Raw genomic sequence first — 12964 nt, forward strand, 5'->3', positions numbered from 1 at the left:
CGAGTGACCAATAGCCAGCTGTATTCCAGCTGGCTATTTTTTATCCACTGCAAGATTAAAGGAGGAAGAACATGAGTAAAGTCACAATGAACGGCAATACGCCTATAACCGGAGGAAAACCTGCACAACAGTATGATACCAGTGAACACCCTTTTGAATTGCGACATGAGGTCAAACGCCTGAACACAAGACTGGATCAGATTGCAGACAGTCTAGAAAAATCTCAAATCAAGGATATTATCGAAAACTACAGCAGTCCCAAAAAACGTATCATTACCAACTTCACCGCTGGTATGGCACGTGGTTTGGGTTTGACGGTAGGGACCTTCGTCGTTCTTGGTCTGCTCGCTTTTATTCTCAGTCAATTCGTAAACATGCCCATTGTGGGACAATATATTGCTGACTTACTGGGATACATTGAAGATTATAAAAAATAAAAGGCACAGGGTGAGGCTGACAAAGTCATCGCCTTCGTTTGCCATTGGCACGCTTCTCTGTTTCTTTGGCCGACGGCTGGGAGGACTTCACTTTGAGCAGATCCCCTGTCCAGCCCTTCATCATCATCCATACATACATGCCGATCATGCTGATGATGATAAGCGCAAGGACGAGTACAACACCCCATGTTTTGTCGATCCAAGGCAGATTCTCGAAGTTCATTCCCCAGATGGCTCCTGCAGCCGTTGCGGGCGTGAATACCGAGGTTACAAGGGTCAGCGTCTTCATAATCTCATTGCCCCGCACCCCTGAAATGGCATTATCAATGGAGATCAGTGTATCAATCTCTGTCTCATAATGTTTGAACAAACGCTCCATCCGTTCGATCCGGTGCTGGAGCTGCTGGAAAAAGCGATTCTCTTTCAATTCATCCAGATAGGCTTCCCTGGCGGCAGCCATCAATTCGGAATACGGAATGAACAGATTACTCCAATACAACAACTCGAATCTGGCCGCAAGGATCCGATCCATCAGCGTGCGAGCATTGCGGGATTCCATCGTCCGCTCCAAATCCCTCAAATTCATCTCAAAATGATCCATACCCACATGGTAATAATGCAAGATCGCACGAAAGAGCACAAACATACCGTCCCGGGCTTCACTGCATTGTTGTAACATGGCTGCACGTTCACCTGTATTCATAATACCTCTGGTATTGTCATCTACATTCAAGGTAACCAGTCTTTCTTGATCCACATAGAAAAACATCTGATTATCTTTACGTTGATCGTTTCTTTCATTCTTGACCGCATATAATAATGACCCGAATATCACGGGCTCCGTGCCGTTCATGAAGCGGACGGACAGGTAGTTGGACTCTACCTCCGGTATTTTGCGAAGCCAGTACTGCATTTCTGGAAATGCGTTCGTTAGTTCCTCCAAGGCATCAGCCATACTCTCCTGATCCGGTGCCACCCAATCCCACCATTCCCAATGGTCTGAGTAGGTAGCCTTGTCTCGACGCACTTCCAGCTTGACTTTATCCACAATCACAAACATCCACTCCTGCATTCATACTGTTCATTAGGAAATCAGTGATTCCAAAAAAGGACACGTATGCATTCCATTGGAATCACGTGTCCTTCTCTATGCCGTGCTCAATATCGTCACCGATCTACATCTCATAATAATGAAGCATTCGACATAATCTGTTTTAATTTCTCAGTAGCTCGCTTCTGGATACGGGATACACTCATTTGGGAGACTCCCAATTTCTGAGCAATTGCCCGTTGCGACTGACCATCCTGAAATGCTAAAATAAGCACTTTTTGTTCCTGTTCCTTCAATTGTCCCAATGCCTGCTGCAAGTCCATCCGCTTCTCAACCGAATCGAAGTCATTCACATCAGAACTGATCAGTTCGCCTAAAGTGGCTGCACTCTCATCCTGTGATAGCGGAGAATCCAGTGACACATAGTGATAACATTCCCTACCAGCTAAGACTTCGATGGTTTCCTCAGGGGTTAAATCCAGGTATTCAGCAATCTCGTTCACACCTGGTGAACGCTCCAGCTTCACTGTTAATTCATCAATGGCATGCTGGACAAGTGCTCCCTTTTCCTTAATTCTGCGGGGCACCTGAATATACCAGGACTTGTCCCTCAAATAATTCTTCATATGACCGATCATGCTCTTCATGGCATAAGGTTCAAACGGAATACCCAGATTGATATCGTATTGCTTAAGCAAACGAATTAGGGCCATTTGCCCGGTCTGATATAAATCCTCATACAGATCGGGTCGATTCCGCGCAATTTTACCTGCTGCCATCTTCACCATCGGTTCATATTTGCGGATAAGAACTGTTGCTATTTCGTTATCCTGGGTTTGCTGGTATTCCCAGATCAAACCTATCGCTTCAGACATGGACTCTGGGGGAGTCACTTTTTCATTCATACTTTCTCCTCACTTCTTGCAAGACGTTTTACGAGTACTACTTTCGTACCTTTGCCCGTCTCACTTTCCACACTGACATCGTCCATCAGAGCCTGCATCAGGTAAAATCCAAGTCCACCGACTTGGGCATCTGTCAGCTCTTTGTCGTGAAGACCTGCACGGGATACCGCCGGGTTAATGTTCTCGAAGCTGGCTCCTTCATCTTTGACGGTGATAGCCAGCGTGTCACTGTCCACTTCGAACACAACCTCAACCATGCCGCCTTCATGTGAGTAAGCATACAGTACAGAGTTATTACAGGCCTCGGATACAGCAACCTTCATATCCTCAATGTCCTCATAAGAAAATCCCATTTTGGACGCAACACCATATAGATTGAGTCTTACAATATCAACGTAATCAGCTGTCGCCGGTAAATTAAGGGTGACTCTTTGAACTTCTGCATTCATTCCTTTTTCGATCCTTTCCTATTGGGAATTCTTCTGTGAGACAAAGAATTTGGCAATACCCGTCATATCAAAAAGTTTCTGAATTTGCGCAGGAACTTCCTGTACTTCAAAGCGAGCTTCCATTCCATGCCGTGCTTTCAGAACAGATAACAGGATGCCAATCCCTGTACTATCGATGTACTTCAAGTCTTGCATATTAATAATCAAATCTTGTTCCTTGTTGTCCACTAACGGCTCCATCACCAAACGGAATTCAGGAGCAACTGACAAATCCAGTTCGCCAGTCAGATACACCGTGCACACGCCGTCATGTGTTTCTGTTCTTGCATTGAATTTTTCACTTTTATTTGTATTCATTAGACATCTCTCTCCTGATCAATGGTTTCTTTACCTAATAACCCATCTACAGCACATATGAAACAGTAATCGAATTAGCAAATATTTCAATTGGCCTGATTTATGGCCGATGTGTTGGATTTGAACACTTGCCTCTCTTCTTGAAAACGGGATAACTTCTGTTTCACATTACCCATTTTCACAGGTTTGCTGATGTAATCGTCCATACCAACATTGGAACATCGCTGCTGAATACCATCCATGACATTGGCGGTCATCGCTATAATAACCGGCTGCTGGTCTTGAGGAAGGCTCTCACGAATTCTGCCAGAACATTCCAATCCATCCATCACAGGCATTTGCAAATCCATAAATATATAATCATAGTTGCGGTTCGCCAAAACCATATCCAGCGCCTTCTTGCCATCTTCAGCAATATCTGACACGAGTCCAAGCTTGCCCAGCATAATAGACATTAGTTTCTGATTTATAGGGTGATCATCAACGATTAATACGCTTGGATGCATTTCATAATTTTTTTTAATGTCTGTAAGCTGATCTTCCCCAATACCTGTCGAAAGATCATTCTCGACATACCGCTGCGCCTGAATGGTAAATACAAACGTAGCACCACGCATCTCCGACGTATCCAGATATATCTTTCCACCCATCATTTCAACGAGCGTTTTGCATATAGCCAGCCCCAGTCCGGTTCCACCATACTTACGCGTCATAGAAGTATCCAGTTGGGAAAACGGCTGGAATAGACGATCTACTTTATCTTGGGCTATACCTATTCCTGTATCTTTTACAGCAAACTCCAGCGTCATTCGCCCGTCTTTTTCCTCATTAACGGATACGATCAGATACACGCCGCCATGGTCCGTGAACTTGATGGCATTGGCAATCAGATTTAACAAAACCTGGCGCAGCCTTGCCATATCACCATAGATCAGTTCGGGTACCGAATCTTCCAGAAAATATTCCAGCTCAATATTCTTTTTGCCGGCTTCTACCGCGAACAGTCTCAGTACTTCACGAATACAGGACACAAGTTCGAACGGATGCTCTTCCAGCTCCATTTTGCCGGATTCCATCTTGGTGAAATCAAGGATATCGTTAATCACCGTAACGAGTGCATCGGCACTGCGACGTACAATGTCCGCGTATTCCTTCTGATCTTCTTTCAGATCCGTTTCCATCAACAGATCAACCATACCGATAACGCCATTCATCGGCGTACGAATCTCATGACTCATCATGGCAAGAAACTCGGTCTTCGCGTTTGCAGCGATTTCCGCTTCCTCTTTGGCCTGAATGAGCTGCTGATTCATTTTCTCCAGTTCCTGCGTCTTTTGATGCAGCAGCATCGTCTGTGTTTTCAAACGTTTATTCGTGATAAACATTTCTACAAAGCCCTCGATTTTGGATTTCAAAATCTGAGGGATAAACGGCTTGACCATATAATCAATGGCCCCTGCGGAATAACCTGCAAATAAGTGCTCTGCCTCTCTGCTATTTGCAGAGATGAATATAATCGGCACGTCCTTGGACTTATCACGCGCCTTAATTAATTTTGCTGTCTCAATTCCGTCCATCCCAGGCATCTGCACATCCAGCACAATGACCGCAAATTCGTCTTTCAGCAAACAGCGAAGTGCCTCTTCCCCGGAGGTTGCCTTAACGAGCTTGTACTGTTCCGATTCCAGAACCGCTTCGAGAGCGAGCAGGTTCTCGGGGCGGTCATCTACCAATAATATGTGGATTGGTTCATTGAGCCCCATGACTAAGCCTAACCCCCTATTTAATCTTCCGGTATATTTTTTCCGTCCGGTCTAACGGCTCGTAGGCATCGCTGAATTCCGTAAAATGTATCGATTCTTTAGACCCCAGAACTAGGATGCCGAAGTGGCTCAAACTTTCATGAAAAAGTCCGTGCACATGGTTCCGCAGTTCATCATTGAAGTAAATCATGACATTGCGGCAGAAGATTACATTAAACTCGTTAAATGACCGGTCTGTTGCCAAATTATGTTCGGCAAAAATAATATTTTTCCGTAGATAAGGATGAAATATCACGGAATTATATTTGGCGGTGTAATACTCCGAGAATGCGCGGGTGCCCCCGGCTTCCAAATAGTTTGTAGTATATAATTTCATTTTTTCAATGCCATATACGCCTTCCTTGGCCTGTTGTAATGAGCGATCATTCATATCTGTCGCGTATATTCTTGCTTTGTCGTACAGTCCTTCTTCATGCAGCATAATCGCCATGGAATAGACTTCTTCCCCTGTAGAACATCCTGCATGCCATATCCGTATATACGGATATGTCCTCAGTACGGGAATGATCTGTTCCCGGAAGAAACGAAACAAGGTCGGATCACGAAACATTTCCGTTACAGGGATGGACAGATTCTGTATAAAACGATCAAATACAGATCGGTCATGAAGAACTCTCTCCTGTAAACCCGAAATGGTCTTCAGCCCTTCGGCATGTAGATAATGCCAGATTCTCCGTCTTAACGACGGTAATGCGTAGTTCCTGAAATCATATCCATATAAACGGTGCATACCTTCCAATAGCAACTCGATCTCGATCAGTTCACGCTCTTCGTCTTGCGGCATGCGGATCGATTCTGCCTCCGCCTCGGTAGGTTCCCACGGTGTCATATTTTCTCTCCACTTCTCCATTTGTTACTTACATAATAGATGTATTGTCCTTCATTACCCAAACTATCGGGTTACGAATACAGCCATACCCGCATTAAGGATAACAATTGATCCGTTTGGATCGGTTTTTTCACATAATCGGATGCTCCAGCCTCAATACACTTGCCTCGATCCTCTTTCATCGCTTTTGCGGTTAAGGCGATAATTGGCAATTTTTCGAATTTCGGTATCTGTCTGATCCGTGTCATAGCCTCATAACCGTCCATTTCCGGCATCATCATATCCATTAATACCAGGTCGATTTCCGGGTTCTTATCCAGAATCTCCAGAGCTTCACGACCGTTCTCCGCAAATGTCACATCCATACGATAGCCTTCAAGTACACTTGAAAGGGCAAACACATTACGGATGTCGTCATCCACTAGCAATATTTTCTTACCTTCAAACAGGGTTTCCTTGTTATGAAGCTTCTGCAGAATCCGACGCTTGTCTTCCGGAAGATTAGCTTCTACCCGGTGCAGGAACAACGTCGTCTCATCGAGCAGACGCTCAGGCGACTTCACGTCCTTGATAATAATGGACTCCGCGTATTTGCGAAGCTTCATCTCTTCTTTGCTGTCCAGCTCTTTACCTGTATAAATAATGATCGGCAAATCATTCAAATACTGATCGTCCCGAATCTGGTCAAGCAGCTCGAATCCGGTCATATCTGTCAGCATCAAGTCCAGCACCATGCAGTCATAGCGTTGACTGTGCAATTCATTCAATGCCTCACTGCCAGTGGACACTGCTGTGATAGCGACATCATCATGGCCAATCAGTTCAATAATGGCTTTCCGCTGTATTTCATCATCTTCCACAATTAATAGACGTTTCAATTGATTCTCTGTATAGGATTCGATATGGGAGAAAGCTTTATCCAGCGAATCTTTACTGGAAGGTTTTTTCAGATAAGCAATGGCTCCCATCATCAAACCTTGTTTCATATCATCAATAACTGAAATGACATGTACCGGGATATGACGTGTCGCCGAGCTGCTTTTCAGTTCACCCAGAATCGCCCAGCCATCCATGACAGGCAACTGAATATCAAGGATGATGGCATCCGGCAAATATTGACGGGCCATTTCGAGTCCTTTGTCTCCCTGAAGCGCCACAATAGCCTTAAATCCTCTACCTCTCGCCATATCCATCAAAATATGCGCAAAATTCACATCGTCCTCGATGATGAGGAGAATCTTGTCACCTTCCACTAAATTCTCCTGATCATCCTCCAGCTGTGCCAGCACAGGTAAATCAGTTTGAGGCAGCTCCATGAACGAAGTGCTATCCGGGTCAGGTGTGAGCACGGTCTGTCTACCCGAATGCATCGTCTGTGAGTCTCTTCCGAAGTTTTCAATCTCAGAAGCAACTGCGGCTTCTCTTACGGCGTCATCCACCTGAACCTCATCTTCGTGATTATCCGGCAGGAACAAGGTAAAGGAACTGCCCACACCTTCGGAAGACTCTACCTTGATAGCACCGCCAAGCAGTCGGGCAAGTTCGCGGCTTATTGACAATCCCAAGCCAGTTCCGCCATATTTACGGCTGGTTGTACCGTCCACCTGCTGGAATGCTTCAAAGATCAGATCCGTTTTGTCTGATGGAATTCCAATCCCGGTATCCTTCACGGTAAAGCCTACATATTCCTGGTTCGTATTGAGGTACCCAGGAAGCTCTTCTGTTTTCATTTTTCGTCCAATCAGGCTAACAGATCCTCGATTGGTAAACTTGAACGCGTTCGACAACAGATTTCGCAAAATCTGTTTGACGCGATGGCTGTCGGTATATACCCATTCCGGCAAATTGCTGTCGAACTCAATGTTCAGGTTGAGTTCTTTTTTATTCGCCATTGGGCCAAAATTCTGTTGAACAAAGCTGGTCAGTTCTTCCATTCGCACCGTTTCATAATTGATATCCATTTTGCCCGCATCCACCTTGGACAGATCCAAAATTTCATCAATCATTTTCAGCAAATCTGCACCAGACATATAGATCGTCTGGGCATATTCCTGCTGTTTAACACTCAGGTTTCCATCCTTGTTCTCCGACAACAGTTGGGACAGAATCAGCAGACTGTTGAGTGGTGTACGCAGTTCATGCGACATATTCGCCAAAAATTCGGACTTGTACTTACTGGTCATCGACAATTGCATGGCTTGCTGTTCCAACTGTGTTTTTGTTGTCTCTATCTCGTCATTTTTCTCTTCCACTTCACGCACTTGTTCTTCCAATGCGCGAGTCTTGGCAATCAGCTCGGTATTAAAATGTTCCAATTCTTCCTGTTGGCGCTGCAGCAGCTCTTCAGATCGTTTGAGAGCCCCTGTTTGTTCTTCCAGATTTTCATTGGAACGACGCAGCTCCTCTTGCTGTGTCTGAAGTTCTTCGGATTGAACCTGTAATTCCTCGGTAAGTGCCTGGGATTCACGCAGTAGTTCCTCCACCCGCAAACGGCGACGAACGTTGTTGAGGATAACACCCAGATTCATAATCAGTTGAGAAAATAGCTGCTTTTGCAAGTTCGTGAAACCTTCAAAGGAAGCCAACTCAACAACACCGATCAGTTCATCTTCAAACACGACAGGATAAATCATAACACCAGAAGCACGCGATGAGCCTGTGGCTGAGCCAATGTTCACATAATCTTCTGGAGTGCTGTCCAGTACGACTGGAGTCATATCCAGTGCGGCTTGGCCGATTAGTCCCTCGCCAATTCGATAAACTTCTTTACCTACATCTTCGTTCTCTTCAAAGGCATAGGCACCATAACGTCTCAGTTCGTCCGGGTGTTTCTCTTCATCAATCAGATATACAACGCCCAGTTGAGCTCCAAGTACAGGCGTAAATTCACTGATAAACATCTGGGAAATCTGGCGGATTGATCCAATCCCCCGTAACAATTCCGGCACTCTGGCTATATTCGAACTCATGAAGTTCTGATCTTGCTGTGCTTGTAAATAAGCTTTCTCCACTTCCAGCTTTTCTTCCAGATCACTGGAAACCTCCTTGAACACGCTGGCAATCTGACCGATCTCATCGGTGGATTTGACCTGTATACGTCTGATCGTGCGATAACGACCTTTACCAAAACTGTTGATCATCATGGACACGGTATTGAGACCTCTTGTAATACTTGGTAGCACCCACAGGATAACCCCGAGTGCAAGCAGCAACCCTGCAATCATAATGCCTACTGTAACCTGGACTGCTCGTGTATAGGCTGCGTTTGCATCCTTAATCTCGGTATCTATCTCCTGATCCTGATAGCGGGAAAGAGCATTCAGGCTATCTACAGCTTCCTTTTGAACGGCTAGCCCCGTTGAATTCCGGTAGTTATTTGCATCTTCAACCCGATTCTGGGATATAAAACTGACCTGTTTAGAAGCGTAGTCATTGTAGGCTTCCCATGCGGTATTTACACGATCCACCAATTGATGTTCTGGTGCACTGTCTGCCCGTTCCCGGACTTCCTTAAGAGAGCTTTCGCCTTTTTCCTTCATCTCCTTCAGATCACCATCTGCTGCACTAATCGAATTATTGGGATTCAGCAACAAATTAGCCAGCACTTTGGCTATATCATTGACCTCTCCACGTGCTGCAGAAGTGTATCTAACCTTAAGGTATCGCTCCTGATATATCTGATCTAGCTGTTTATTGCTGCTGTTCAGCCGTTCGTAACTTACAAATGTAAGCACGATCATGATGGCCATCAGAGCGGTAAAGCCAATCAGCAGTTTATTTCTGATCTTCATTCAGCTTCGACCCCTTTATTTAAGGTAATCCACACCAAACATTTATCATCATCCCGCTCCTGCGGAATTTCATCATCGAAGAACAACGCCTGCATGGCCGCTTCATCCCACTGGTGGGAACCCGCCAGTTTTTCCTTCAGAAACGTCTGCTGCATTTCCTGATCGCCCTGAACAGCTTCGGTTAGCCCATCCGTATAAAGTGCAATGTGCCCATCGCCTTCGTAGTGAATGGTCTGTGGTTCAATATCCATCTTGTCAAACAGACCAACAGGACAGCAGACGCTGTCAAACGTTGTCACACTTCCGTCGTGACGGAAAAAGAGTGCTGGCGGATGGCCTGCGTTAACATAATCAATCCGCTTCATGCGTGTATCTACGACCAGATATATCGCTGTAAAATAGTACTGCACCAGCTGTTTTTCTAGATGCAACTGATTAAAGCGTCGATTCAGCTCCTGAATAACCTTCTCCGGGTCTACATACGTTGTAACCGTGTCTTTCAGTACGGAAGCAATGAACATGGTAAATAGCGATGAAGATATCCCATGCCCCATCATATCCAGCAAGAGGACTCCATATCTGCCTTCACCAAGCGGGTACCAGGAATACAGATCACCCGCAAGTTCAAACGAAGGTTTGTAAATAGCATTAACATGGAACAACGGATCTTCAATTGCTGGGCTTAACACAGCATTCTGTACCATAGCCGCAAGTTTCAGTTCATCCTGAATCCGCTGATCCCGCTCTTTATGCCAGTCCTTCTCCTGCTTTAGGCGAAGCGCAAGACGGATTCTGGCCATCAATTCGACTTTGTTAATTGGTTTGGTCACATAATCGGATGCACCTGCATCAAGAGCTTCGGCCAATTTCTTAGAATCTCCGATCGCGGTTACCATAATAATAGGTATATCCTTGAGATTTTCAAATTTTTGCACAATACTGCATGCTTCAATTCCATCCATCTCTGGCATCATCATATCTAGCAAAATTAGGTCAATATCCGACGGCTTGGGACGAAGTTCATTGTTTTCCTCACCAATCCCAAGGACTTCAAACATTTCCATGGCAGAACTTGCCGTTACAATGTCACGATAGTTTTCTTTTTTCAGAATTTCTCGAATGATAATGACATTCGTCGGATTGTCGTCAACAATAAGTATTCTCATTTCTATCTCCTTATCTGTGGCGTCCGGGTTTGTCGATTCTTATCAGGTCAGCTAACAACCTTAATTATACAAATTTCGCATACAACACAGCGGTAGACATAATAATTCCTAGTATAACTATAATCGTATTATCAGAAAACTTCTATCAGTAAATGGCACCATCGCAGGAGAATTCCCCCGCTAATTACCCTGTTTTTGCTGCGTTCTGATCCCGCTTCCAAACTTGCAAAAACATAGATAAGGAATGGGGACATCCCCATTCCTTATCTATGTTTTTGGTTAAGCATTCTGCGTCAACAACTTAAAAGCTCTTTTGATTGATGCAAAATACTCGATTCTGAAGCTTGTCCATTCTCAGAAGGCTCCAGCTTACATGTTTGTATCAGCTAAGCTATTCTTTCTTTTTGGCAATCACAAGTACTTTGCCTTTATCGAGTTCACTCTCGTAAAAATCTGCCTCAGCTTCGGTGAAGCCCATCGAAACAATTTTGGCCCGTAGTTCATCACCGCGGGAGCGGAACAGATTCGCCAAGGAATCAAATACGCCTTCTTCCTTGATGCCAATCTCTTTGGCATCTGCCGTATCGGCAATCCGATCTGTACGATCCTTTTCATGGGCTAGAACGAAGATATGATCAGCAAGGTATCCGGTAATCTGCAACTCTTTCACCGCTTCTACCGCTTGGACTCCGTTTTCTACCACTTTTGCATAAGCTTGCGCATTGGTTGAATTCATCGTTTCCACTCTCCTCTGATTGATCTTCTTTATCGAGCTACTTAGTATATAACCATACGATATCCGGTTGAAACGCTTGTGGATTAACCAATCCTAGGAAACCAATTCATCAAAGAGGTCTATTCCTTCAATATGATTGGAGCCTGGCTTCATGTATACCTTCAGCGCCTGACTTCCCCGAAGAAATACTTCTCCATCCTCTGCTACATAATACGGCTTGCCCAAAACATCTCGAATGGCTTCAATATTCATATCAATCCATTCCTGATTAAGCTTAAGACGTTTCTCGGAAGCATCAATATGCACATAATTAACCACTCCTGTATCTTCGCAGAGCCCAACCGTTACATCTTTGAATTGATACTCAGGGCAACCCAGGTATGGATCATTCTCCTTATGAACAGGTTGGCCTTTCTTGGCTAAAATATCATCGATGCTGTCATCCAGAGAAATGTCATTCAGAGTCCGAAAGTGCTGGACAGGTCCGGATCGATCAGCAGCCAGAATGATCTCTGGTGTCTCCTCTTCCACTACCGTCCATTGCATATCATGAGCAGCGGGTACCGCTGCCGGTTGAACGGAAAAGGGAGAAATTACGCTAAACATAACAAGCAGTAGTTTCATCATGATTCTCACCCTTTCATCAGGTTCATCACCGCTCTGAAGACGTCTATTGATTACAAAACGGTCATGCTATTTCCGCATACGTTGCCATACATTAGCGGCTACATCCACATATTTCAGCCAGCTTTTTCCGCCTTTGGCATCATCATGATATGTAGCTTCATAGGATTGCAGTGTCCGATCTGTCGGTGTAGCAGGCGGTGTCTGTACTACATTCGCTACTTCTGAACGTTTGCTCTGTTCAGTGCTGCTGCGTTTCGTCTGAAACTTGGCCATCAAAGTGGATGACACCTGCTTTGCTGCTTCCGTCACTTCGTTCAGCACTTCTCCCAGGTTTTGTACAGATTCCATAACGGGATCAATTTGTTTCATTTTGTGCTGCACATCAACTGTAATATCATTGGCATGCCTTACTGTCTGTTTGACTTCATAACTAAGCTCATCAATGGTCTTCTGAACTTCCTGCAGTGTCTGTGACACATTGTCGAGTGAACCCTGAGCGGACTTCAAGGTACGAATTAAGAAGAATACAAGTACTGCAAATGCAATTGCAATTAAAGCCACGCTAATTTGATAGATCATAAAAGAACCTCACTTTCCAGTATAAATCGGTTTTGTTATTGCTTAGTTACCCGACCCATTCCGAGGCGAAACAAATAGGATATGAACTGTAAAAACAACTCCTCCTGGTAAAATCTCGCAATGTTTCAACCCGAAAGGCCTCGGTTAAAGAACAACTACACACGGCAGTGAGACGAACACTTCTCGCTACCAAAGTTCTATAAACGAAAGGATG

The 12964-nt window shown here is 44.7% G+C and carries 12 protein-coding genes; 1 reads left to right on the plus strand and 11 read right to left on the minus strand.

Going from position 1 to position 12964, the window contains the following annotated elements; translation table 11 throughout:
* Positions 1–71 precede the first annotated feature (71 nt).
* Positions 72–437 (plus strand): DUF5665 domain-containing protein, encoded by a 366-nt coding sequence (locus G3352_RS27645; RefSeq protein ID WP_024631356.1) that lies wholly within the window; start codon positions 72–74, stop codon positions 435–437.
* A 25-nt stretch (positions 438–462) separates the two neighbouring features.
* Here G3352_RS27645 and G3352_RS27650 read toward each other — a convergent pair whose 3' ends face one another.
* The 11 genes from G3352_RS27650 to G3352_RS27700 form a co-directional block, all read right to left on the minus strand.
* Positions 463–1509, minus strand: coding sequence for a magnesium transporter CorA family protein (locus tag G3352_RS27650; RefSeq protein WP_240343261.1), 1047 nt, complete (start codon positions 1507–1509; stop codon positions 463–465).
* A 110-nt stretch (positions 1510–1619) separates the two neighbouring features.
* Positions 1620–2393, minus strand: coding sequence for a sigma-70 family RNA polymerase sigma factor (locus G3352_RS27655; protein WP_024631358.1), 774 nt, complete (start codon positions 2391–2393; stop codon positions 1620–1622).
* On the minus strand, positions 2390–2842 hold the full coding sequence (rsbW, locus tag G3352_RS27660; protein ID WP_163761306.1) for an anti-sigma B factor RsbW: 453 nt from the start codon (positions 2840–2842) through the stop codon (positions 2390–2392). The genes G3352_RS27655 and rsbW overlap by 4 nt, the downstream gene beginning before the upstream one ends.
* A gap of 18 nt (positions 2843–2860) precedes the next feature.
* On the minus strand, positions 2861–3199 hold the full coding sequence (locus tag G3352_RS27665) for an STAS domain-containing protein (RefSeq protein WP_163761307.1): 339 nt from the start codon (positions 3197–3199) through the stop codon (positions 2861–2863).
* Between the two features lie 86 nt (positions 3200–3285).
* Complete coding sequence (locus G3352_RS27670) at positions 3286–4962, minus strand: response regulator (protein WP_163761308.1); 1677 nt, start codon at positions 4960–4962, stop codon at positions 3286–3288.
* Positions 4963–4978: 16 nt separating this feature from the next.
* On the minus strand, positions 4979–5851 hold the full coding sequence (locus G3352_RS27675) for a CheR family methyltransferase (protein ID WP_205525096.1): 873 nt from the start codon (positions 5849–5851) through the stop codon (positions 4979–4981).
* A gap of 71 nt (positions 5852–5922) precedes the next feature.
* On the minus strand, positions 5923–9642 hold the full coding sequence (locus G3352_RS27680; RefSeq protein ID WP_163761309.1) for a response regulator: 3720 nt from the start codon (positions 9640–9642) through the stop codon (positions 5923–5925).
* A complete protein-coding gene (locus G3352_RS27685; protein WP_163761310.1) occupies positions 9639–10808 on the minus strand; it encodes a PP2C family protein-serine/threonine phosphatase in 1170 nt (389 codons plus the stop codon). Before G3352_RS27685 ends, G3352_RS27680 begins: the two co-directional genes overlap by 4 nt.
* A gap of 391 nt (positions 10809–11199) precedes the next feature.
* Positions 11200–11544: a YflT domain-containing protein gene (locus G3352_RS27690; protein WP_064640589.1), complete on the minus strand. Its 345-nt coding sequence runs from the start codon at positions 11542–11544 to the stop codon at positions 11200–11202.
* Between the two features lie 93 nt (positions 11545–11637).
* The gene (locus G3352_RS27695) at positions 11638–12171 is read right to left on the minus strand and encodes a hypothetical protein (protein WP_163761311.1); all 534 of its coding nucleotides are present in this window, start codon (positions 12169–12171) and stop codon (positions 11638–11640) included.
* A 66-nt stretch (positions 12172–12237) separates the two neighbouring features.
* Entirely contained in the window at positions 12238–12750 is a 513-nt protein-coding gene (locus G3352_RS27700) for a DUF948 domain-containing protein (protein WP_163761312.1), read from the minus strand.
* Positions 12751–12964 lie beyond the last annotated feature (214 nt).

Origin of the sequence: Paenibacillus sp. ALJ109b, assembly GCF_010747435.1 — a bacterium.
Classification (GTDB): domain Bacteria; phylum Bacillota; class Bacilli; order Paenibacillales; family Paenibacillaceae; genus Paenibacillus; species Paenibacillus taichungensis.